The organism is Bacillus sp. GB_SG_008 (genome assembly GCF_052038115.1).
GTDB classification, from domain to species: domain Bacteria; phylum Bacillota; class Bacilli; order Bacillales; family Bacillaceae_G; genus Bacillus_A; species Bacillus_A rhizoplanae.
In genome coordinates this window covers 649,774-672,749 of sequence record NZ_JBPZSK010000001.1, presented here as the reverse complement: position 1 = coordinate 672,749, position 22,976 = coordinate 649,774, and the positions used below count along the sequence as shown (strand labels likewise).

General features: G+C 36.7%; 26 protein-coding genes. 10 read left to right on the top strand and 16 right to left on the bottom strand.

Annotated features, from left to right (window positions below; genetic code table 11):
* Window positions 1–92: 92 nt before the first annotated feature.
* The 4 genes from sigF to ACTDJC_RS03405 form a co-directional block, all read right to left on the bottom strand.
* The gene (gene sigF, locus ACTDJC_RS03420; RefSeq protein WP_440602650.1) at window positions 93–863 is read right to left on the bottom strand and encodes an RNA polymerase sporulation sigma factor SigF; all 771 of its coding nucleotides are present in this window, start codon (window positions 861–863) and stop codon (window positions 93–95) included.
* Between the two features lie 12 nt (window positions 864–875).
* Entirely contained in the window at window positions 876–1,316 is a 441-nt protein-coding gene (spoIIAB, locus tag ACTDJC_RS03415; protein ID WP_440602649.1) for an anti-sigma F factor, read from the bottom strand.
* Complete coding sequence (gene spoIIAA, locus ACTDJC_RS03410; protein WP_098310690.1) at window positions 1,317–1,667, bottom strand: anti-sigma F factor antagonist; 351 nt, start codon at window positions 1,665–1,667, stop codon at window positions 1,317–1,319.
* 193 nt (window positions 1,668–1,860) lie between these two features.
* A complete protein-coding gene (locus ACTDJC_RS03405) occupies window positions 1,861–3,039 on the bottom strand; it encodes a D-alanyl-D-alanine carboxypeptidase family protein (protein ID WP_098310689.1) in 1,179 nt (392 codons plus the stop codon).
* Window positions 3,040–3,204: 165 nt separating this feature from the next.
* Between ACTDJC_RS03405 and ACTDJC_RS03400 the strand changes: the two genes are divergently transcribed.
* The 5 genes from ACTDJC_RS03400 to ACTDJC_RS03380 all read left to right on the top strand — a co-directional run bounded on the left by ACTDJC_RS03400 (window position 3,205) and on the right by ACTDJC_RS03380 (window position 8,766).
* Window positions 3,205–3,624, top strand: coding sequence for a GntR family transcriptional regulator (locus tag ACTDJC_RS03400; protein ID WP_141525088.1), 420 nt, complete (start codon window positions 3,205–3,207; stop codon window positions 3,622–3,624).
* Window positions 3,590–4,471 carry an ABC transporter ATP-binding protein gene (locus tag ACTDJC_RS03395; protein ID WP_440602648.1) on the top strand — a complete coding sequence of 294 codons (882 nt, stop codon included), beginning with the start codon at window positions 3,590–3,592 and terminating at the stop codon, window positions 4,469–4,471. The genes ACTDJC_RS03400 and ACTDJC_RS03395 overlap by 35 nt, the downstream gene beginning before the upstream one ends.
* A complete protein-coding gene (locus tag ACTDJC_RS03390; RefSeq protein ID WP_253630334.1) occupies window positions 4,461–5,546 on the top strand; it encodes an ABC transporter permease subunit in 1,086 nt (361 codons plus the stop codon). The genes ACTDJC_RS03395 and ACTDJC_RS03390 overlap by 11 nt, the downstream gene beginning before the upstream one ends.
* 50 nt (window positions 5,547–5,596) lie before the next feature.
* On the top strand, window positions 5,597–6,664 hold the full coding sequence (locus ACTDJC_RS03385; protein WP_440602647.1) for an ABC transporter permease: 1,068 nt from the start codon (window positions 5,597–5,599) through the stop codon (window positions 6,662–6,664).
* A 326-nt stretch (window positions 6,665–6,990) separates the two neighbouring features.
* The gene (locus ACTDJC_RS03380) at window positions 6,991–8,766 is read left to right on the top strand and encodes an adenine deaminase C-terminal domain-containing protein (RefSeq protein WP_440602646.1); all 1,776 of its coding nucleotides are present in this window, start codon (window positions 6,991–6,993) and stop codon (window positions 8,764–8,766) included.
* 180 nt (window positions 8,767–8,946) lie between these two features.
* Here the strand turns inward: ACTDJC_RS03380 and ACTDJC_RS03375 are convergent, their stop codons facing one another.
* On the bottom strand, window positions 8,947–9,492 hold the full coding sequence (locus ACTDJC_RS03375) for a hypothetical protein (RefSeq protein ID WP_440602645.1): 546 nt from the start codon (window positions 9,490–9,492) through the stop codon (window positions 8,947–8,949).
* 123 nt (window positions 9,493–9,615) lie between these two features.
* Window positions 9,616–10,035: a MarR family winged helix-turn-helix transcriptional regulator gene (locus ACTDJC_RS03370; protein WP_141525087.1), complete on the bottom strand. Its 420-nt coding sequence runs from the start codon at window positions 10,033–10,035 to the stop codon at window positions 9,616–9,618.
* Window positions 10,036–10,196: 161 nt separating this feature from the next.
* Here ACTDJC_RS03370 and ACTDJC_RS03365 point away from each other — a divergent pair, with 161 nt between their 5' ends.
* Together ACTDJC_RS03365 and ACTDJC_RS03360 are read left to right on the top strand one after the other, a co-directional pair.
* Window positions 10,197–10,856, top strand: a complete 660-nt coding sequence (locus ACTDJC_RS03365; RefSeq protein ID WP_440602644.1) for an SIMPL domain-containing protein — start codon at window positions 10,197–10,199, stop codon at window positions 10,854–10,856.
* A gap of 137 nt (window positions 10,857–10,993) precedes the next feature.
* Window positions 10,994–12,283, top strand: coding sequence for an NCS2 family permease (locus ACTDJC_RS03360; protein WP_440602643.1), 1,290 nt, complete (start codon window positions 10,994–10,996; stop codon window positions 12,281–12,283).
* A gap of 34 nt (window positions 12,284–12,317) precedes the next feature.
* Here ACTDJC_RS03360 and corA read toward each other — a convergent pair whose 3' ends face one another.
* The 9 genes from corA to spoIIM form a co-directional block, all read right to left on the bottom strand.
* Entirely contained in the window at window positions 12,318–13,280 is a 963-nt protein-coding gene (corA, locus tag ACTDJC_RS03355; RefSeq protein ID WP_141525086.1) for a magnesium/cobalt transporter CorA, read from the bottom strand.
* A gap of 77 nt (window positions 13,281–13,357) precedes the next feature.
* On the bottom strand, window positions 13,358–14,662 hold the full coding sequence (locus tag ACTDJC_RS03350) for a pyrimidine-nucleoside phosphorylase (protein ID WP_098310679.1): 1,305 nt from the start codon (window positions 14,660–14,662) through the stop codon (window positions 13,358–13,360).
* 7 nt (window positions 14,663–14,669) lie between these two features.
* A complete protein-coding gene (locus ACTDJC_RS03345; RefSeq protein WP_253630338.1) occupies window positions 14,670–15,491 on the bottom strand; it encodes a purine-nucleoside phosphorylase in 822 nt (273 codons plus the stop codon).
* A gap of 12 nt (window positions 15,492–15,503) precedes the next feature.
* Window positions 15,504–16,688 (bottom strand): phosphopentomutase, encoded by a 1,185-nt coding sequence (gene deoB / locus ACTDJC_RS03340; RefSeq protein WP_098310677.1) that lies wholly within the window; start codon window positions 16,686–16,688, stop codon window positions 15,504–15,506.
* A gap of 302 nt (window positions 16,689–16,990) precedes the next feature.
* Window positions 16,991–17,731 carry a FixH family protein gene (locus ACTDJC_RS03335; protein ID WP_440602642.1) on the bottom strand — a complete coding sequence of 247 codons (741 nt, stop codon included), beginning with the start codon at window positions 17,729–17,731 and terminating at the stop codon, window positions 16,991–16,993.
* A gap of 286 nt (window positions 17,732–18,017) precedes the next feature.
* Window positions 18,018–18,908, bottom strand: a complete 891-nt coding sequence (gene xerD, locus ACTDJC_RS03330) for a site-specific tyrosine recombinase XerD (protein WP_253630340.1) — start codon at window positions 18,906–18,908, stop codon at window positions 18,018–18,020.
* A 6-nt stretch (window positions 18,909–18,914) separates the two neighbouring features.
* The gene (locus ACTDJC_RS03325) at window positions 18,915–19,145 is read right to left on the bottom strand and encodes a YqzK family protein (protein WP_098310674.1); all 231 of its coding nucleotides are present in this window, start codon (window positions 19,143–19,145) and stop codon (window positions 18,915–18,917) included.
* A 160-nt stretch (window positions 19,146–19,305) separates the two neighbouring features.
* Complete coding sequence (gene fur, locus ACTDJC_RS03320; RefSeq protein WP_098310673.1) at window positions 19,306–19,761, bottom strand: ferric iron uptake transcriptional regulator; 456 nt, start codon at window positions 19,759–19,761, stop codon at window positions 19,306–19,308.
* A 107-nt stretch (window positions 19,762–19,868) separates the two neighbouring features.
* Window positions 19,869–20,519 (bottom strand): stage II sporulation protein M, encoded by a 651-nt coding sequence (spoIIM, locus tag ACTDJC_RS03315; RefSeq protein ID WP_098310672.1) that lies wholly within the window; start codon window positions 20,517–20,519, stop codon window positions 19,869–19,871.
* A 124-nt stretch (window positions 20,520–20,643) separates the two neighbouring features.
* Between spoIIM and ACTDJC_RS03310 the strand changes: the two genes are divergently transcribed.
* Window positions 20,644–21,195, top strand: a complete 552-nt coding sequence (locus ACTDJC_RS03310; protein WP_098310671.1) for a GNAT family N-acetyltransferase — start codon at window positions 20,644–20,646, stop codon at window positions 21,193–21,195.
* Between the two features lie 67 nt (window positions 21,196–21,262).
* Here ACTDJC_RS03310 and ACTDJC_RS03305 read toward each other — a convergent pair whose 3' ends face one another.
* A complete protein-coding gene (locus ACTDJC_RS03305; RefSeq protein WP_098310670.1) occupies window positions 21,263–21,802 on the bottom strand; it encodes an NUDIX hydrolase in 540 nt (179 codons plus the stop codon).
* Between the two features lie 74 nt (window positions 21,803–21,876).
* Here ACTDJC_RS03305 and mciZ point away from each other — a divergent pair, with 74 nt between their 5' ends.
* Together mciZ and ACTDJC_RS03295 are read left to right on the top strand one after the other, a co-directional pair.
* On the top strand, window positions 21,877–22,005 hold the full coding sequence (mciZ, locus tag ACTDJC_RS03300; RefSeq protein WP_098310669.1) for a Z-ring formation inhibitor MciZ: 129 nt from the start codon (window positions 21,877–21,879) through the stop codon (window positions 22,003–22,005).
* A 53-nt stretch (window positions 22,006–22,058) separates the two neighbouring features.
* Window positions 22,059–22,973: an aldo/keto reductase gene (locus tag ACTDJC_RS03295; protein ID WP_440602641.1), complete on the top strand. Its 915-nt coding sequence runs from the start codon at window positions 22,059–22,061 to the stop codon at window positions 22,971–22,973.
* Window positions 22,974–22,976: the final 3 nt, after the last annotated feature.

The following is a 22,976-nucleotide window of genomic DNA, read 5'->3' as shown; positions in this document are numbered from 1 at the left end:
TCCAATCACCTCTTAACTATTCCTCGTAGTTGTAGTATGGATATTGGAAAATTTTCTAATACAACTTTTTTTGAAATAAAAAAACGAATAGACTATTCGCCTATTCGTTCCTTCATTTGCTTTAATATTTTCTTTTCTAGCCGTGACACTTGTACTTGAGAAATTCCTAAGCGCTCCGCTACTTCCGATTGCGTTTGATCTTTATAATACCGTAAATACACAATCAGTCGTTCACGTTCATCTAATTCACGAATCGCTTCTTTTAAAGCAATCTTATCAAACCACTTCGTTTCAGAACGATCCGCAATTTGATCTAAAATGGTAATAGGATCACCATCATTTTCATACACCGTTTCATGTATGGATGATGGCGTACGGCTTGCTTCTTGCGCCATTACAACTTCTTCTGGCGTTAACTCTAGCGCCTCTGCTATTTCAGTAACTGTCGGTGCACGGCCATACTCTTTTGATAATTCATCTTTCATTTTGCGAATTTTATTTCCAGTTTCCTTTAAAGAACGACTTACTTTCACTGTCCCATCATCACGTAAGAAACGTTGAATTTCTCCAATAATCATTGGGACCGCATATGTTGAGAACTTTACATCAAAAGATAAATCAAATTTGTCGACAGATTTTAGCAAACCAATACAACCAATTTGAAACAAGTCTTCCGGCTCATAACCACGATTTAAAAAACGTTGTACAACCGACCAAACAAGTCTCATATTATTTTGTATAATTAAATCTCTCGCTCCTTGATCACCATCTTGACTTCTTTGAATTAATTCTTTTAACTCGTGATCCTTTAACTGCCCTTTTCCTTTTCCTTTTCCTTTTTCACTTCTGACCTCTATGTCCATAGGCAATTCTCCTTAATTGCATAGAGCGTTACTTTTTGATAGATACTTCGTCAAATGGATCGTTGTCCCGAAAGATTCATTAGAAATAATCTCTACTTCGTCCATAAAATTTTCCATAATGGTAAATCCCATTCCGGAACGCTCTAATTCGGGTTTTGTTGTAAAAAGGGGTTGCCTTGCTTCATCTAAATCTAGAATTCCAATCCCTTCATCACGAATCGTTAACTTTACCATGTCATCTTCCAAAATAACCGTAATATACACAATGCCATCTGCATGCCCTTCATACCCATGAATAATAGCATTTGTTACCGCCTCAGACACAACTGTTTTCACTTCAGTTAACTCTTCCATCGTTGGATCGAGCTGTGCAATAAAAGCCGCAACCGTAACCCGAGCAAACGATTCATTTTGACTTAATGCTGAAAATTGAAGGTTCATTTCATTTCTCATCTACGCCACCCCCAATGTCGCGAGCGCATGCGCTTCATTTTCTTCTAAACGAATAATTTTAAATAGCCCTGACATCTCAAACAAGCGCTTTACAGCAGGAGAAATTGCACATACAACCATTTCTCCGCCTAAGCTTTTGACATGTTTATATCTTCCTAACACAACACCAAGACCAGAGCTATCCATAAATGCTAATTGCTCTAAGTTTAAAATAATATGATGAACATGATGCGTCTCAATCATATCAGTGACTTTCGCTCGCAACTCTTCGGCAGCATGATGATCCAGTTCGCCTGCTAAACGAACACATAAGACGTCACGCTTTACTTCTAAATGAATGGAAAGACTCACCCTATTTCCTCCTTACATTCAAAATTCGCGTATACACGCAAAACATATAAGAAGTTTTTCTCTAAAATAAATGTAGAATCCTTCCACCTGACAAAAGAAGTACTATTTCGTCATAAAATGAACCTTCTAGCAACATCTCTTACCATTGAAATAACAACAAACTCAACAAAAGAAAGCGGCAACAAAATTGCCGCTATTTCGATGTCGAAAACATCCCAAAACTTCGTTTAAATAACTCCCACCAGCTTGCTGCTGCGACATCCTCTTTCGCAACAATTGTCTGTTTGAGTAATACTTGATTATCTTTTTTTATGACAAGTGTACCTAAAGCATCTCCTTTTTTAATTGGAGCTTTCACTTTTTCCTCAGCCACTACTTCTTTTTTGATATTTTTCATCGTTTCTCCCTTTTTCATTAGTAGAGAAACATTGTCAGACGCAACTAAGTCGACTGTTTCTTTTTTCCCTTTTCCTACTTTTACCGTCTGAATTTTTTCGCCTCTTGTATACATTTTTTTCGTCATATATTGACTAAATGCATAATCAAGAAGCTTCGTCACTTCCGCATTCCGTTCTTTTGATGTTGGAGATCCCATGACAACAGAAATAACGCGCATGCCATTTCGTTCTGCAGATGCTGTTAAACAATATTTTGCCTCTGTTGTAAAGCCTGTTTTCACGCCATCAACACCTGGATAGAAACGAACAAGCTTATTTGTATTTACAAGCCAAAATTTCTTATCCGTATCTTCTCGTAAATAATCTTCATATTTACCTGTATATTTACGAATTAACGGATATTTCATTAATTCCTTTGCCATAACTGCCATATCATATGCTGTTGAATAATGGTTCTTGGCTGGAAGGCCTGTTGGATTTTGAAAATGAGTATTTTTAAGTCCTAAATCTTTTGCTTTTCTATTCATCATGTCTACAAATCCTTCTTCTGACCCAGCAATGTGTTCAGCAACTGCAACTGATGCATCATTTCCAGATGCAATTGCAATGCCTTTTAACATTTCATTGACTGTCATTTCTTCACCAGGCTCCAGGAAAATTTGTGATCCGCCCATAGAAGCTGCATGTTCACTCGTTCTCACTTTATCTTTCAGTGTTAGCTTTCCTTTTTCAATTTGCTCCATAATGAGTAGCATGGTCATAATTTTTGTCATACTAGCAGGTGGCAACTTTTCATTTGGATTTTTTTCAAATAAAACTTTTCCCGTATCCTGTTCAATAACAATCGCTGACGATGCTTGTTCCGCTAGCTTTGGTTTTGTTTCTGCTTCTTTTTTCTCAGACTGCGCAAAACCAATTGGAACAGCGGAAAGCAATAACATGAAACAAACAAGTATTCCAATCAATCGCTTCATGACTAACCCTCCATTCTATATCACACCTATCTTTTCCAGATGAAGGGTTTTTATACCATCTTTTTCTAAAAATAGCATTGACAAACAAAAGTATGCTATATATTGTATTAAGTGTATTACGTTTAATAGTACACTTAAAAATTCATCAGGAAGGAGGCATTGCTCTTGCACATTCAACTTGATCCAAGAAGCAACACTCCGATATGGGAACAAATTGTTCACAACGTAAAGGAACTAGTTTTAAAAGCAATGCTCGCACCAAATGATAAACTCCCTTCTGTTCGGGAACTTGCCTCTTCACTCGTGATAAATCCAAATACAGTGAGTAAAGCGTATCAAGAGTTAGAACGACAAGGAATTATTGAAACGCTGCGCGGCAAAGGAACATTTGTATGCCAATCGATTACTCCAACACAAGATGAAAGGAAAATTGCTATGGTGGAAAAACAATTTCATCAATTATTACTAGAAGCTTCATATCTCGGTATTTCAAAAGAAAAAATTCATGATTGGATTGATTCATACTATAAAGAATTAGGGGGAAATACTCATGCTGAAGGTGACAAACGTAAAGAAAACAATTGATAATCAAATAATATTAGAAGATATTTCATTTACTTTAAAAAAAGGAAGCATCGTCGGATTACTTGGGAGAAACGGAGCTGGAAAAACAACACTATTGCGAACACTTGTTGGAATATTAAATCCAGATGAAGGAACTGTTACATATAACGAAATAGACGTGCACAAACATCCTGAAGTGAAACAAACGGTTGTATATGTCCCAGACTCTACAAACGTATTAAGCGGATATACAGTAAAAGAAATCGTAAAATTTTATAAGGCAGTTTATCATAATTTCAATGAAGACTATTTTTATAAACTACTAGAGCGCTTTAACTTACCAGAGAAACGTATTCGCAGCTACTCTCGTGGAATGAAAGCTTTGCTAGCAATGATTTTAGCTTTTTCTACTGGAGTAGAATATATAATTTTAGATGAGCCGACAAATGGACTTGATCCTATCATAAAAAGACAGATTCTTCAGTTTTTAATCGAAGAAGTGGCAGAGCGAGAAATTACCATTCTCATTTCTACACATCACCTAGATGAAGTCGAAAAAATCGCAGACACAGTCATCATTTTAAAAGATCATACAATTGCATCTATCACAGCTTTAGAAGATACAAAATCACGCTATGCAAAAATTCAAGTAGCTTACGAACGCTCACTACCACAAAAGCTAGTGAATTTATGTAATGTGAAAGTATTAAACCAAACAGGAAAAGTATATACCGTCTTAATCGAAGGCAACGTAGCAGCTACGTTAGAAAAATTTCATAAAGAGCAGCCGCTCTTATTAGAAGAATTACCAATGTCACTTGAGGATGTATTTGTTACGGCTTTTGAGGAGGGGTCACATGTTTCATAAAGCGTTATGGATGCGAACGTATAAACAAGGGAAATATATTGTTCTATTGTTTTGGTTAAGTAGTTTATATTTGTTACCTTATGAATATTATAGTGCTGCTCAATCAGAGCTTAGCCGGTCTAAAATGAAATTTGATGATTATGTTTATTATTATTCCTATTCTTTTAATACATTTGACACCATCTTCTTACAAGGTATCATTCTCATTGCACTTGCTTGCGTCTTGATTGGATGGGAACGAAATAATCAATCAACTGATTTTCTTTTCTCTATGCCTTTTAAAAGAAAAGATATCTTTTTAACAAAATGGTTATTTGGCGTGTTGAACATTATTACAGTAAATATCATTTGTTGGATAAGTATGTATGGAATAAAGAACGTATCGTTTCACGATCAGTATCAAATATTTACTCCATTCCACACTTACTTTTTATACGCTACGATTGTACTCATTGCAACCTATACATTCACTTTATTTATCGGTACCATTACAGGAAATATTTTCTCACAAAGTAGCTTAACTACAATTCTATTATTTCTACCATACGGTTTAGTATTGTTAATATCCGGATTTGTATATACTCATACGAGAGATTCAGTAGAAGCATTAGGAGAAATAGAGCGTAAAACTCATGAATACTTACAACATGTAAGTATCGTTGCACCGTTGGAGTCTTTCAACATTCATTTTAATTACCATCCTATCGCGAAGTTCGATGAGCACGGAAATGAAATTTCCACATTGCCGCAAGACGATCCAAAGGAAACGACATCTGTTCCATCTGCGTGGAAATTACTGACGCCATTTGCTTATATCATTATCTTTTTACCAATCGCAACTTTTCTTTACACACGTGCTCCAAACGAACAAAACGGAAAAATACTATTGTTTCCACAGTTACAGAAATGGTTTGTTGGTTGTACTGTTCTTTGTTTTGCTTTATTTGGAGGTAGATTACTCGGAGGAAGAGATGCATTCCTTTCTTATTACGTCGGTTTTTTCATAGCCAGCATTGTCAGCTACTTCGTTTTTACACATCTACTTAAATGGAAATTTTCTTTCGGTGGAAAGTAACGATACCATTTTAATCAAAAAGAATATACGTATAAATTGAGGTGAATTACATGTTTCAGAAAGCATTGTGGATGCAAAACTGGAAACAAGGGAAGTATGTCATTGTGCTATTTTGGCTAAGTACGTTGTATCTCTTACCATATGAATATTATACGAATGCACAGTACAAAGCTAAGTACTTGCACGACACTACGGATACTTATTATTTATATCATTTGAGCGGAGACAGTCCTACATTTTTTCCTGCTCTGCTATTAATTGGATTGGCTACCATATTAATAGGTTGGGAACGTCATAATCAATCGATTGATTTTCTTTGGTCTATGCCATTTAAACGCTCCCACCTGTTTTTATCAAAATGGTTATTCGGTACGGTTCATATCGTAAGTGCACTTAGCGTAAGTTGGTTTCTTATGTATATCGTCTACAAAACTACGATACATGCTCAGTATCAATCATTTACGTTGTTTCATCTATACTTCGTGTATACGATTATTACATTGATTGCAGTGTACACATTAGCTATCTTTATCGGAACCATTACAGGAAACATTATTTCACAAAGTGCGCTAAGTTATATTATAATGGTTTTTCCCATTTATATTTTTCAGCTTGTGTTTCCTTTCTTTGCATTGCATGCTGATTTATCACAACAAGAATATAATAATGCTTATAATAAAAGTTCACTGTATACAGAAAACACAAGTATTATAGCTCCCCTTGCTCATTTCACTATTAACTACGACTATGATCCACATAGAGAAGCTATAAAAGATGAATATGAAAAAATACATGTAGGACCTGCTTATCACCATATTCCGTCTGCTTGGACACTACTAAGTCCTGCAATTTATATGATTATTTGTCTTCCATTAGGAACCTACTTATATGCACGCTCACCAAATGAGCACAATGGAAAAATACTGCTATATCAAAGACTTCATGTCTATTTCTCAATATGTACTTCCATTTGTTTCGGACTTCTTGGCAGCGAAATTTTCACTGATGGCAGTAAATCTATTCCGCTTCACTATATGTATTTTATAGGGTTTAGCATTTTGACATACGTCATTTTACAACGAATGTTAAAACATAAACTTTCTTTATATGCAAAATAGCCTCCTAGTCAGGAGGCTATTTTCAGAGTGTCGAAAAACAAACTTGTTACTATACACTCGCCTTTCTCCTCTCCTCTTTACAATTGAAAGAGGAGTTTTCATATGTACTATGTAGAACAGATCCTGAAAAAGTGAGTCACACTTCGTTTGCTGCGCGGTTCTAGCATAGATTTAACCTACAAAAAAACAGAAGAAGGAAAGATAGTCTACATTGCAATCCCCCTTTATAGTAAAATATAAAAAGGTATAAAACTGAATTTTTAGATATTTTAACGTGAACTGAAATAATTCTGAGCGTGGAAAAAGCAGATAAGGGGGAAACTTACATGAGATCCATTGAAAAGGATACATTGTGGAAACTTATAGAAGTATCTAGGGGTAAGCATCCAGCAACAATTTGGATTACAGGAGGAATTGTGTTTAATGTATACACAGGAGAGCTGGAAAGAAACAATATCGTTTTGTATGAAGATCGTATTGCTTATGTAGGAATGCGTGCACCGCAAATTGATGAGAAAACGAAAATTATAGATGCATCCAGCTTTACATTAGTTCCAGGATACATCGAACCTCATGCACATCCATATCAGTATTATAATCTTACCTCATTCGGAGAATTCGCTTTAAGCTTAGGTACAACGACTTTAGTGAATGATAATCTAATATTTTATTTAAATACAGATCAGAAACATTTTGAATATTTATTAGACTACAGCAGTCATTTGCCTGTCAAAAATTATTGGTGGGCAAGGATGGATCCACAAAGCAACCACCCGGATATGTTAGCGAAATTCACGACTGAGCGCTTGGTCAGTTTACTTAGTCATAAGCAGGTTATACAAGCTGGCGAATTAACTGCTTGGCCTGCTGCCTTGACTGGCGATGAAACAATACTTGAAGGAATAGCAGAAGCACGGAGGCTTGGCAAAAGAATTGAGGGGCATAACCCAGGGGCTTCCAGTGAAACCTTAAATGCTTTAGCAGCACTCGGTGTTACGGCTTGTCATGAAGCTATCACTGGAGAGGAAGTAATCAGAAGGCTTCGTTTAGGTATGTATGCAACTTTGCGTCACTCCTCTATACGTCCTGATTTGCCGGGCCTAATCAAAGATTTACAAGAGCTCAACTTTGATTTTTCTTCCGCTTCAAGACTTATGTTAACAACAGATGGCTCCATGCCTCCGTTTCTTCAACATGGATTGATGGACTATCTTATTAAGATTTCTCTCGATAATGGTGTTCCTTTCCATGCCGCATATCGGATGGCCACTTTAAATCCCGCAACATATTATGGATTGGATCAAGAAATCGGTGGAATCGCTCCGGGACGAGTCGCAGATATTCTATTTCTCGAGGATATAAGCAAACCTTCCCCTGTCAAGGTTATAGCAAACGGACAGCTGGTTGTGACAAACGGGCAGCTCTTGAAGCCGTTTCCTGCATGTGATTGGCAACAATTGCAGTTTGAACCTATGCACATAGAATGGCGTGTTCAACCGGAATGGCTGGATATGACCGCTGAAGACCCGGAAGTCCCTGTGATAGCAATGCTTAATGCGGTTATTACAAAATCCAGTCCCGAAGCACTGCCGCTGAAACAAGGCATTATTGAGTTAGAAGCTAGAGAAGGATATTGTTATGTCAGTCTTATTGATCAAAAGGGGAAATGGGTTACTAACGGCATATTAAAAGGATTTGCCGATCACCTAGATGCTGTAGCGACAACCTACACAGCATCTCAAGATATTGTTGTTATAGGGCAAAACAAAGATATTATGGTGAAAGCTGTAAACCAACTGCTCGATCAAGGGGGCGGTACCATATTAATGGAAGGGGAGGAAACCTTATTCAATTTGGAATTGCCGCTTGGAGGGAAAATGAGCAAGTTGCCCATGCATGAACTAATTTTAAAAACGACAGGGCTTGTGCAACTTCTAAAGGAAAGAGGACATCAGCATATCGATCCATTATATACAATGTTCTTTTTAACATCGACCCATCTACCGGCTGTACGCTTAACAGCTGAAGGAGTATATTCCATTAAAGAGAACGCGGTTGTGTCTTCGGTTAAAACAGTAAAGAGTAACTATTTTATCAGATAAAGTGAAACTTCCATCAGTGGGGGGTTTTTCATCCCCCACTGATGGTTAGTTGAACCAATCGGGCTTACGGGCAGTTACCCCCCACCTATCTTCCTCACTGCTCTCTCAATCTTGAGGTGGGGGTCTTACTACCCGTTAATGGGGGATAAACAACGTGAAAATAGCCTCCTAGTCAGGAGGCTATTTTGCATTCTTTCGTCTTTCGCTATATGTCTTCTCTTCGTCTGTCCCAAATCCATCATCGTTTGTCACGATTTGATCTGTCGGTGCGACAACACTTTCAGCAATTTTCCAGTCCCCATACTCTTGTACAAATACTTGTAAAAAGTAATTTATTCCATTTAGTTGGTATGGATTTTCTTTTTTTACATCATACTGCACAGCTAAATAGTACACTTGTACATTTTCTTTTCCGAATTTTGACACATACTGAGAAACTCGCGGAATATAAACAGAAGCTTTGGCCAGTGAAATTTGTTTTACCTTTACGAGGGAGGAATGTTTTATATTATGTAAAGTATCTTGATGATGAATGTTATCACTATGATGAAACAAAACAGAAGCTTGCATCGAGCGCATCCATAATTGTGAGTATAAAACAGGCTTATGATTTGAGAGATATTCTAGTTCTTTTTGTACAATTTGATTTGGAGACGCTGCACTTATCTCTATACTGTAACATAGTAAACATATACCGATAATTCCAAAAGAAACAATGCGTTTCATAGTCTTCCTCCTATTCCATATAGGTAAAGTATAGGAATGTAGGTCTGTTTTTATGCAGCGCATCCGTTCTATAGTATGATGAAGCCATAAAAAATAGAAAAGCAAAAATTGCTTTTCTATTTTTTATAGAACTCTGCCAAAGAGCTCTAGTACCATTTCAATTTCTTGATCGCTCCAGTCCTGGAACTTCTCTCTATAATATTCTTTTCGAACATTTTCAAGCTTTTCGGCAACATCTTTCCCGGTATCCGTAATTTCTAAATAAACAATGCGCCTGTCTGAATCAGAGCGCTTTCTCGTTACAAGCCCCTTACGAACAAGACGATCTGTAACCGCTGTAATATGACTCGATGTAACATTCACTTCACTTGCAATTTGCGATGCCATTTGCGGGCTTTTCCAATATAATGCACGCAGTACAGAAAACTCATTCCATGGCATATGTTCAGAAAAGAGTTCATTAATATCATTTTGTAATAAACGAATCATTTTCCGAAAGGAGATAGATAAGTCTAAAATAAGTGCTTCTCGTTTTTCGTTCACTGTTCTCGACCCTTTTTTATAATATTTACACATATTATAATGCATGAATACCTTAATTGTATATATTTTCTTTCTACTTAGATTTTCCACTATATTTCTAAATTTAAGGAAAAAATGGACTCACTCCTTTCATATAAATAGAGAAAGGAAGGTGAACAGTTATGCAAATTGGAATGCCCCCATATTTACATGAGTTACGTAACGGTAAAGAAGCAACTGTTACTGTACAAGGTGAAGGTGTCGTAAAAGCAAAACCTGATGTTGTCGTGTTAACAATTGGTGTTCGTACTGAAGGTACAAATGTAAAACAAGCACAAGAAGAAAATGCTGCTCTTTCTGCTAAATTACTTGATTCTTTGAAACAACTTGGAATTACAGAGCAAAATATCAAAACGCTTTCTTACACCATTACACCGCAATATGAATACGTAAACGAAAAGGCTATGTTACGCGGTTATCAAGTTGAGCATTTATATGAAATTATTGTATTGAATGTACAAAAAGCAGGGGAAGTATATGAAGCAGCTGTAGCAAACGGGGCAAATGTCGCCAAAGGACTTGTATTTCGCGTTTCAGAGCCTAATGCTTATTACAAACAAGCATTAGTACTCGCTGTGCAAAATGCCCAAGAAAAAGCAAGGACGATTGCTAGTACATATAATCTAAATGTAAATCCCATTCCCATTTCTGTCGTTGAAGAGTCCTCTCATATGCCGCGGGAATTTGTTGCTTATTCCGCTGTCCATAGCGGTGCTCCTCCTATTCAATCAGGAGAATTGGAAATCATTTCAACTGTCCGTGCTATTTTCACCTATATTTAATTGTACATCTAATAAAAAAAAAGAAAACGTTCTCATTTTTTTATTGTAAAAAACCTTCGTTTTGTTATAATAATAGACGGTGAACCCTATATAGGGATATCACGGGCGGGAGAGGGATATGAAAAAGAAGGTTTAACATGAAAGGAATTCTTGAAAAAACATTTAAATTAGACCTACATCACACATCGCCAAAACAGGAAGTACTTGCTGGTGTAACATCATTTTTCACGATTGTTTATATTATGATTGTGAATGCATCTATTTTATCAGATGCTGGTATTCCTCTTGAAGCAGGAATTTTAGCAACTGTATTCAGTTCATTTGTCGGATGTCTATTGATGGCATTTTGTGCAAATGCACCAGTAATCCTTGTACCAGGTATGGGGGTAAATGCGTTTTTCACGTACACAGCTGTGCATACGCTTGGTTTAACTTGGCAAGAAGCATTAGCAGCTGTCTTTATCGCTGGTATTATTTTTACAATTGCCGCGTTTACACCTATTGCTCGTACACTTTCTACTGCAATTCCAAAGTCGTTAAAAGAAGCGATTACTGTCGGTATTGGGCTATTTTTAGCATTTATCGGCTTGCAAAAAGGTGGCATTGTCGTTGCGAATTCGAACACTGCTGTTGCATTAGGAAAATTAAGTAGTCCAGTTGTTCTAGCTACACTGCTTACGCTTATTGTTGCATTAGTTTTGTTTATTCGTAATGTACGTGGAAACTTTTTATGGACCATTGCAATTGGAACCGGAATTTCCTGGTTATTTGGTATTGTTGATACAAGTCAAGTTGGCAATAGTTCATTTTCATTTGCTAACTATGGTGATGTTTTTGGTGCAATGTCGTTTGGGAAACTGACTTCTTTACCATTTTTAATTGCAACGTTCTCATTGAGTATGGTACTCATTTTTGAAAACATGGGACTTTTGCACGGTTTATTAGAAGATCAGCGTAAATTCCCTCGCGCTTATCAAGCAAATGCAATTTCAGCGATAACATGTGGTCTATTTGGCACAAGTCCAACTGTTTCTACAATAGAAAGTGCTGCTGGTATTACAGCGGGTGGTAAGACAGGTCTGACGTCTATCGTCACTGGTGGTTTATTCTTTGCCTCATTGTTTGCTTTGCCGTTTGTAAAGTTAATTCCAGATAGTGCAATCGCTCCAATCTTAATTATTATTGGCGGTTTAATGATTACAAACATTCAACAAATTCCTCTGAACGATTTTTCAGAAGGATTTCCAGCGTTTTTAATTATCGTTATGATTCCGCTCACATATAGCATCGCTGATGGTATTGCTTTTGGATTCATTGCATATCCAATCTTAAAAGTAGCACTCGGTAAGCATAAAGAAGTTGCAAAACCTCTTTATATTATCACATGTCTCTTCTTACTCATGTTTGTGTTACCTGTCATTGGCTAAATAAAAAACGCCGGGAATTCCCGGCGTTTTTTTATTATTTAAACCAGCCCTTCTTATAAAACCATACCATCATGCCACCACCAATAAGAGCCATTATGGCTAAACAAATATAATAACCATACTCCCACTTTAACTCTGGCATATTGTCAAAATTCATTCCATATACACCAACAATAAATGTTAATGGCATGAAAATGGTTGAAAAAACCGTTAATGTTTTCATAATATTGTTCATATGATGAGAGTTTAGGGAAAAGTAACTATCCCGAATATCAGCTGTTAGCTCTCGGCTTGTTTCAATCATCTCAGACAGCTTTAACAAGTGATCATAAATATCTTTAAAATAAATTTCATGATCATTCACACCATGAAAACGCGTTGAATTTAAAATACGATACAATAAATCGCGCATCGGTACAATTGTTCTTCGTAATTTTGATAAATCATTACGAATATCAAATACCTCTTCTAATACAGTACTTGTTGTATCTCCTGTTAAATTATCATCAATTGCATTTAAATGATCTTCAATATAATATACTGGAGCAAAATAATCATCGACAATTTGGTCAATAATTGTATGCGTCACATGAAGAGTGCTTCTCTTTATACGTTGTCTTTCCCCAAGTTTATTCCATGCTCGTTCAATCGCCTTATTGTGCGAAAAGTGAAAGGATACAACAAAATGATCACTAACGAACAAATCAATTTCATGCGGCTCTAATCCATCTTCACTGAAAGCATGAAGAACTAAAAAGTGATACCCTTCATAAAAGTCAACCTTTGGCCTCTGTACATATTCTAAACAATCTTCAATCGCAAGGGGATGGAATTTGAAATAGTCTTGTAAAATATATGTATACTCTTCTTTCGTCGGTTTACATAAATCTAGCCAAAACCACACAATATCTTCTCGCTTTGTTTCTTCTAATGACAAATCATATAATACTTCATTTTCTTTTGTTACTGCACAAATTCTTATCATATTTTCACCCATTATTATTATATGCAAAAAAAGCCAAGGAGCAAACTCCTTAGCTTTTTTATCTCACAATTCGTGAACAAATTGTCACTTTATTTTTCTACGATACCGTGTACTAACTTCGGTGCATCTACATGCTCTGCAGATACCTTCATGTTATCGTAAATTTTTTGTTTTACGTCTTCTACATTCTCACGATTCGCGTAAATTGTTACAAGCGCTTCACCTTTTTTCACGCTATCGCCCACTTTTTTACGAAGCATAAGTCCAACTGCTAAATCGATTTCAGATTCTTTCGTTGCACGACCTGCTCCTAAAAGCATTGCTGCTGTACCAATTTCATCTGCAACAATTTCAGATACAAATCCATCTTCTTTTGCCTCTACTTCAATCTTATATTGTGCTTGCGGCAATTTAGAAGGATCATCTACAACTGAAGCGTCACCGCCTTGTGCTGCTAAGAACGTTTTAAATGATTCTAATGCTTTTCCATTGTTCATGACTTCGATGAGCTTTTCACGCGCATCTTCTAAAGAAGAAGCTTGTCCAGCAAGATATACCATTTGACTTCCAAGCGTTAAACATAGTTCTTCTAAATCTTTTGGCCCTTTTCCTTGCAATGTATCAATCGCTTCTTTCACTTCTAAAGCGTTACCGATTGCCTCACCAAGCGGCTGACTCATATCAGAAATAACAGCCATCGTTTTACGTCCTACATTGTTACCGATGCGAACCATCGCTGCAGCTAATTGCTTCGCATCCTCGTCCGTTTTCATAAATGCACCCGCACCTGTTTTAACATCAAGAACGATTGCATCCGCACCAGCAGCAATTTTTTTACTCATAATAGAACTTGCAATTAACGGAATAGAGTTTACCGTTGCTGTCACGTCACGAAGTGCATATAACTTTTTGTCAGCGGGTGTTAAGTTTCCGCTTTGACCAATAACAGCAATTTTATTTTCATTTACAAGACGAATAAATTCCTCATTTTCAATTTCTACATGAAATCCTGGAACTGCTTCTAATTTATCAATTGTACCACCTGTATGCCCAAGACCACGACCAGACATTTTCGCAACCGGTACACCTAAAGCAGCAACTAATGGGCCCAACACAAGCGTAGTTGTATCACCAACACCACCAGTTGAGTGTTTATCTACTTTTACTCCTTCGATTGCTGATAAATCAATTGTATCGCCGCTATTTACCATTGCCATCGTTAAATCAGCACGTTCCTGCTCATTCATATCTTGAAAGAAAATTGCCATTGCAAGTGAACTCATTTGGTAATCTGGAATATCACCATTTGTGTAGCCTTCAATGATAAAATTAATTTCTTCTGTCGTTAATGCTTTGCCATCACGTTTTTTTGCAATTAGGTCCACCATTCTCATTGTGAACTCACCCCTTCATTTGTTTTACAATTGCTTTTACAAGTGCTAAGAAGTTTGCTTTTACACGCTCTGTTGTTTCAATTACTTCATCATGATGAAGCGGCTGATCTAAAATTCCAGCTGCCATATTTGAAATACAAGAAATACCAAGTACTTTCATACCGGCATGACCAGCGACAATAACTTCTGGGACAGTTGACATTCCGACTGCATCACCGCCAATTGTACGAATCATACGAATTTCTGCAGGTGTCTCATATACAGGACCTGTCATCGCAACATATACGCCTTCTTGTACTTTAATATTTAAATCAGCAGCAACTTGTTTTGCCATTTTACGAAGGTCTTTACTGTATGCTTCAGACATATCAGGGAAACGTACACCCATCTCAGAATCATTTGGTCCGATTAATGGATTATGGCCCATAAAGTTAATATGGTCTGAAATTAACATTAAATCGCCTGGCTCAAATGATGTATTTACACCGCCAGCAGCATTTGTAACGATAACTGCTTCTACTCCTAACTCTTTCATAACACGAACTGGGAATGTTACTTTTTGCATATCGTATCCTTCATAGTAATGGAAACGACCTTGCATTGCTACAACTGTAACACCTTGAAGTGTACCAAATACAAGTTGACCAGCATGACCTTCTACAGTAGATACAGGAAACTCAGGAATTTCACTGTACGGTACAGCTACTGCATTTTCGATTTCATCAGCTAATACACCTAGACCTGAACCAAGGATTAACCCTACTGTTGGTGTTTCTTGAAATTTTCCTTTTAAGTATGAAGCAGATTTTGAAATTAACTCACGATTCATTTGATGTTCCTCCTATTTATCTAGCTCGTTCAAAAAGCTTTTTCCATATTTCGGCATTGTTACACCGAAGTTTTCTGCAACTGTGGCACCGATATCAGCAAATGTTTGACGAAGTGGTAATTCTTTTCCGCCATCTTTCATGCTTGGACTATATGCTAATAATGGTACATATTCACGTGTATGGTCTGTACCGTGGTGAATTGGGTCATTACCATGGTCAGCTGTAATAATTAACAAGTCGTCTTCTTTTAACTTCTCAAGTACTTCAGGAAGACGTGCATCATATTCTTGCAGTGCATCTCCATAACCTTGAGGATCACGACGATGACCGAATAGTGCATCAAAGTCAACAAGATTTACAAAGCTTAAACCTGTAAAGTCCATACTCGCTGTATCTGCAAGCTTATCCATACCATCCATGTTAGATTTTGTACGAAGAGATTGCGTTACACCTTCTCCATCATAAATATCAGAGATTTTACCAATTGCGATAACATCATAGTCACTATCTTTTAATTCATTCATTACCGTACGACCAAATGGTTTTAGTGCGTAATCATGACGGTTTGGCGTACGTGTGAAGTTTCCTGGCTCTCCAACGAATGGACGAGCAATCACACGACCTACCATATATTTTTCATCAAGTGTTAACTCACGTGCAATTTTACAAATGTTATATAGTTCTTCAAGCGGTACAACTTCTTCATGAGCAGCAATTTGCAATACGCTATCAGCAGACGTGTACACAATTAATGCACCGGTTTCCATATGTTCCTGTCCAAGTTCATCCAAAATTCCCGTTCCAGAAGCTGGTTTATTCCCAATAATTTTACGTCCTGTTTTCGCTTCTAACTCATCAAGTAATTCTTTCGGGAACCCTTCTGGGAATACTTGAAACGGTGTATCAATGTACAAACCCATAATTTCCCAATGACCTGTCATTGTATCTTTTCCCATAGATTTTTCTTGCATTTTTGTATAATATGCAAGTGGCTTCTCTGCTTTTGCAATCCCTTTCATTTCACGGATGTTACCAAGACCTAATTTCATCATGTTTGGCATTTGTAATCCGTTCATATGCTCTGCAATATGGCCAAGTGTGTCAGAACCTTTATCGCCATATTTCTCAGCATCTGGTGCTTCTCCAATTCCTACGGAGTCCATTACGATAAGAAAAATACGTTTATATTTATTCACAACTGTAACCTCCTATATATGCTACTTATGTAGTATGTTCAAATCGATGTAAAAACTTCCCTTTTCTTCTAAGTCAGATGTCAGACATCTCATGCTGATATCATAACATGTTCACGCTTTCTTTTTAAGAAATTTTTATCACATTTCGTTTTTTTTTCACATTTTCATTGTAATATATTCTACCTAGAACCGCTAATGAAACCGATATATGTTTCTCGACATAAAAAAACAGCTCTTTAAAAGAGCCGTTTTTTATCCCGTTATTCGCGGACAGTAAGACATCCACTAATGGAAGTTTCACTTTATTTCACTTCAACTGTTTCTTCTTTATGATCATGAAGATCACCTTTTCGCACATGAACCTTCACTTTATATGTTCCTGCTTCTTTAAATGTATAAGTACTTGTATACTCGCCTTTGTTACCTTCTTTTGCTGGAATAAACTCATGCTTTTCTGCACCGTCTTTCCAAATTTCAAGTTGAACTTCCGCACCAGTTAATGCTTCTTCTTTTTGTTTTACATGTACGTTCATTGTAGATTCTGTATTTGCTTTCACACCATCTGCCATCAGATGAATCATTGTATCACCATGAGCATGATCGTCATGATGACCATCTGTTTCTTTTTTTGTATCCTCAACTTTTGCATTTCCAACAGCCACTTTTACTTCTGGCATCACATGCATATCACGTGCATTTGTATGTGCGATAATATGATAAACACCATCAGATGGGAATGTTTTATCGATTGCATAAACACCCTTACCTTTATTCTTCGCGTCTAGCATCTCTTTTTTCTCGTCGCCATCTTTCCAAATTTCAAACTTTACATCATCTGCATCTGTTACTTTTTCTTTCCCTTGTGTAACAATTGCTTGTACTTCTACTTTTTCATTCGGCTTTAATGTTTCAGGGTTCGTTTTTATTTCTACCTTTACTTCTTCAAGCGACTTATTCTTTTTCGTTGTCTCGTCCGATTTCGTATTACAACCAGCTAACGCTAGCATTGTGATAAATAATGTAATTAAAAGTTTTTTCATCATAACTTCCTCCTTCTTCCTATTTTAGTATAGAGGAAATATACGTTCATATTCTAGCCTTCTGCTGAAAACAATGTAAGAAATGTTTGTGAAGTTTTTGTGAAGTGCTTTCATTTTATCCCACTACTCGCGGGCAGTAAGACCCCCACCTCAAGAATAAAAGAGAAGCGAGGAAGGTAGGTGAGGAATAACTGCTGGCATGTGCCCTATTGGTTCAACTAACTATCAGTGAGGAATGCCCCCCACTGATGGAAGTTTCACTTTATAATAAGTAAAAGGGCATGAACACTCATGCCCTTGGATGAAACTGTTTATATACATCTTTTAATCTAGCTTTTGAAACATGTGTATAAATTTGTGTTGTCGAAATATCGGCATGGCCAAGCATTTCTTGTACCGCCCTTAAATCTGCTCCATTCTCTAATAAGTGCGTTGCAAAGGAATGACGCAATGTATGCGGTGTAAGTTCTTTTTGAATATTTGCTTCTTGTGCAAGCCTTTTTAAAATCTTCCAGAACCCTTGACGAGATAAACGGTTTCCGTGATGATTTAAAAAGAGTGCTTCGGCCACTTTCTTTCCTAAGAGTTCCGGTCTTCCTTTTTCAATATAATACTGAATCGCTTCTGTCGCTAAACTACCGAGAGGGATGATTCTCTCTTTATTTCCCTTTCCGACGCAACGAACAAAGCCCATTGTTAAATGTACATCTGATAAGTTTAATTCAATTAATTCAGAAACACGTAACCCTGTTGCATATAATAACTCTAACATAGCCTTATCACGAATCCCAAATGCACTCGTTCTTTTCGGTATTTGCAATAGTGCTTCTACCTCATTAATCGATAACACTTTCGGTAATTTACGCTCACCTTGAGGTGTTTCAATATGTACAGACGGGTCATGTTCCACAACACGTTCACGCAATAAAAATTGATGAAACGACCGTACAGATGCAATGTGACGTGCCATCGTTTTCGAAGATTTCCCATTATCTTTTAGATGATGTAAAAAGTTCACAATATGCATGCGCGCTACATCATGAAAAGATGTAATTTGTTCTACTTTTTGTAAATACTTCGTATAACTTTTTAGATCACGCTCATATGATACAACTGTATTTTGAGCTAATCCTTTTTCAACAACCATATAATGAATAAAGTCTTGTAATTGATCTTCCAATCTTCTCTACTCCCCATTTTCATAGAAAAAAATCATTCTGTTGACGAAAGCATCTTTCGCAGGCTCCTCTGTTCCAGATACTTTTTCTACTGTTTCTTCTTTAGGCTTTTCATAACGATGATAACTTTCATATTCTTCATTTATCCATAGTATAGCGAAATAAAACAAAATGGTACAACTAATAAACAATAAAAATACTTTCATACCATCAAAAAGAACTTTAATTGCTCGGCGCATTGTGAATTCCTCCAAAATTTATGTTATTACAACATATGCCAAGCTTTTCATCATTTATACCTAATTATGAAAACTCCCGCACTTCTCTCTCTAAAATCTTAAGGCGGGGAGTCTTACTCATTTGCAAAAAAAAACCTTTTCCTAACTAAATAGGAAAAGGTTAACTTTCTTCTGTTAATTTTTCTTGACACTTCTCACAAATACCATGGAATGTTAAACGATGATCCTTGACTTTAAAGCGCCACTCATTTTCTACTCTTTTTTCTACTTCACAAAGTAAATCTTCTTGAATCTCTTCTACTGCACCACATTCTGTACAAATTAAATGATGATGAAAACGTGATGCACCTTCTTGTCTTAGGTCATAGCGCGAAACACCGTCACCGAAATTAATCTTGTCGACAATCTTTAACTCGGATAATAATTCCAAAGTCCGATAGACGGTTGCAAGTCCGATCTCTGGCGACTTTTCTTTTACAAGGAGGTAAACATCTTCCGCGCTTAAATGGTCTTCTTCATTTTCTAGCAGTACGCGAACCGTAGCTTCACGTTGTGGTGTTAACTTATAACTCGCTGCATGCAATTGCTTTTTAATTCGATCAATTCTTTCTTCCATTCGGTACTACTCCCTCCCTCGCCACTCTTACCCCATTATATCAGAAGAAGGGAAACTGTCAAAAGAAAAATAATCAAAATTACTTGATAATAATTATCAAAGTATAATTATTTTTTGTTAATAGTCTCCATGACTTGTTTCATAAAATTTGGCGATGCATAAGCTTCAATTCCTGAAGCAATCGCTAGCGCTGCACCGATAATAAGAAAAAAGCAAGTATAGCGGATAAAAAGTGGTAATAGAGGCTCATTTACTTTTCGAATAAATTGATGACGAATCATGCGCAAGGAAAAGCTAGCGGCGATCGTCGTCATAATAAGAAATGTTGGGATAATAATTAAATTTTGTGGAAGTACAGCCACAAATGCTAATAATAAGCCGTTCCAACCAAGTTGACTTACTAAAAAACCTACTGTAAATCCAACAACCACTCCTTTTAAAAATAATAAAATAAAAATAAGAGGCAAACCAATAATGGAAATACCTAAAATCCAAATAAAACCAATATATTTCAGTTGCGATAAGTAGCTTTCGCGAAACATCTCACCTGCATTTGCAAATTGCCCTTTGGAAACTTGTCCAAAAAAACGACTTAAATAAAAATACAAATCTTGTTTTTGACTTATTTGTAAACTATTCACAAGGATCGCCCCAAAAATAACCCCCATTAATAAAAGGACAGCTACAAATACATATAATGAAGCGTGTTCCTGTACATGATATGTTACACGATCTTGCCAAGACGATTTCCTTAGCATATTACGTCCCCCCGTTCTTCCTCTTACTAGAATGTATGATAGAAAGAAAAAAGTATGACGAATTAACATTGAAATTCCACGCCACTTTGCTAAACTTAAAGGTAGAGAATAGGAGGGATTTCTTTTGAAACAACTATTATTAGATTTTCCAACATTATTTCAGACCGAGCGCCTGCAGGTACGTAAACCGTTCCCTGGCGATGGTACAGAAGTTTATGAAGCAATTCAAACTTCTTTAGAGGATCTACAGCCATGGATGTCTATTACGCATGAAACTGAAGAAACGGCAGAAGCAGCAGTTAGAGCCGCCCATGGGAAATTTTTACTTCGAGAAACATTGCCGTTTCATCTATATGATAAAACAACAGGTACATTCATCGGTGCACTCACACTTCACCCAGAAAACTGGGATATTCCAAAGTTTTCTATTAGCTTCTGGCTTCATAGCTCTTACACAAAACAGGGGTATATGACAGAAGCATTAAAAGGAGCCATTCAATTCGCGTTCGATAAACTCAGAGCGAAGCGACTTGAAATTCGCTGTGATGCCAATAATACAAATGCACGATTAGTAGCAGAGCGCCTAGAGTTTATTCTAGAAGGTACGCTAGAAAATGACTTCCTTGCTCCTGATGGTAGTTTACGTGATACATGTGTATATGCAAAAATACAATAAATATCGAGACGCTACAGCTAGTCATCTTCAAATTTTACAAAAATAAACACTCGCATAAAGCGAGTGTTTATTTTTTCAATTGTAAATATTGAATTGCAAACATTGTCTTTGCATCATGAATACGTTGCTCTTTTATTAATTGCAGCGCTTCTTCTAATGATACTTCCATTAACTCAACAAACTCATCCTCATCAAGATCTGCTTTGTCTTCCTTCTTCTTCAAACCAGTCGCTTCATATACATATACAATTTCATCTGCAAACCCTGGTGATGTGTAGAATGACGTGATGAGCTTCATGTTATCACATATGTACCCTGTTTCTTCCTCTAATTCACGAATTGCTGTTGCTTCAGGTTGTTCTCCCTGCTCTAACTTTCCAGCAGGAATTTCTACAAGCGCTTTTTCCATCGCTTTGCGATACTGTTCAACTAACACAATTTTCTCGTCATCTGTAATTGCGATAATCGCTACCGCACCAGGATGCTTCACAATTTCACGTTTACTCGTCTCACCATTTGGCAATACTACTTCATCAACACGAACTTTAATCACTCTTCCATCAAAAATAGGCTCAGTCGCAATCGTTCTTTCTTCAAGATTACTCATAAGACTTCATCTCCCTGTTCTATTTCCTAGTCTTTCTTCATACATTCTATCACATTGAAAGGAGCGAAACGAAAATGAAAGTGTATATTTTACCAAATCGAGTAACGTTAGTCGGAAAAGCCTGGGAAATTCGTTATATGCTAAAACAATATGAACAACGTTATAAAACTGTTCATGACTGGATTACAAATACACAAAGGTAAAGTGTTTGTGAAACTCCTTACGCTTTCGTACAATAAAAGTAAGGAGGGTAATGATGAAAACACGTAAATTAGGAAATTCAGATTTATATGTAAGTGAAATTGGACTTGGATGTATGTCACTTGGAACAAATGAAACAGAAGCCATTCAAATCATTCATGAAGCGTTAGATTTAGGTATTAATTTTTTAGATACGGCCGATTTATACAATTATGGATTAAATGAAGAATTTATCGGAAAAGCGTTACAAGGAAAACGAGAGCAAGTTGTACTTGCTACAAAAGTTGGGAACCGCTGGACAGAAGAAAAAAACGGTTGGACTTGGGACCCTTCTAAGGCATATATAAAAGAGGAAGTAAAAGAAAGCCTGCGCCGATTAAAAACGGATTATATCGATTTATATCAGCTACATGGCGGAACAATTGAAGATAATATTGACGAAGTCATTGAAACATTTGAAGAACTAAAACAAGAAGGAATCATTCGTCATTACGGGATTTCTTCCATCCGTCCTAATGTTATTCGCCAATATGCAGAGCGTTCTAATATCGTAAGTATTTTAATGGAATATAACATATTAAATCGCCGCCCAGAAGAATGGTTCCCATTCTTACAAGAACACAATATTAGCGTCATTGCCCGCGGTCCACTCGCAAAAGGCTTATTAACTAGTAACAATGCACAGAAATTAGCTAAAGTGAAAGAAAAGGACTATCTCTCTTACAATCACGATGAAGTAAAACACATCGTATCTCGTGTGAAAGAAATAACAAATGAGCGCTCTCTAACAGAAACCGCGCTTCAATATTGCTTACATACCCAGGCAATTGCAGCTCTCATTCCAGGTGCAAGCTCAATTGACCAATTACGCGAGAACATAAAAGCCGGCACTACAAATTCATTGACAGACGAACAATACACACACATTCAAGCAATTGCGAAATTAGATACATATGAATCTCATCGATGAAAA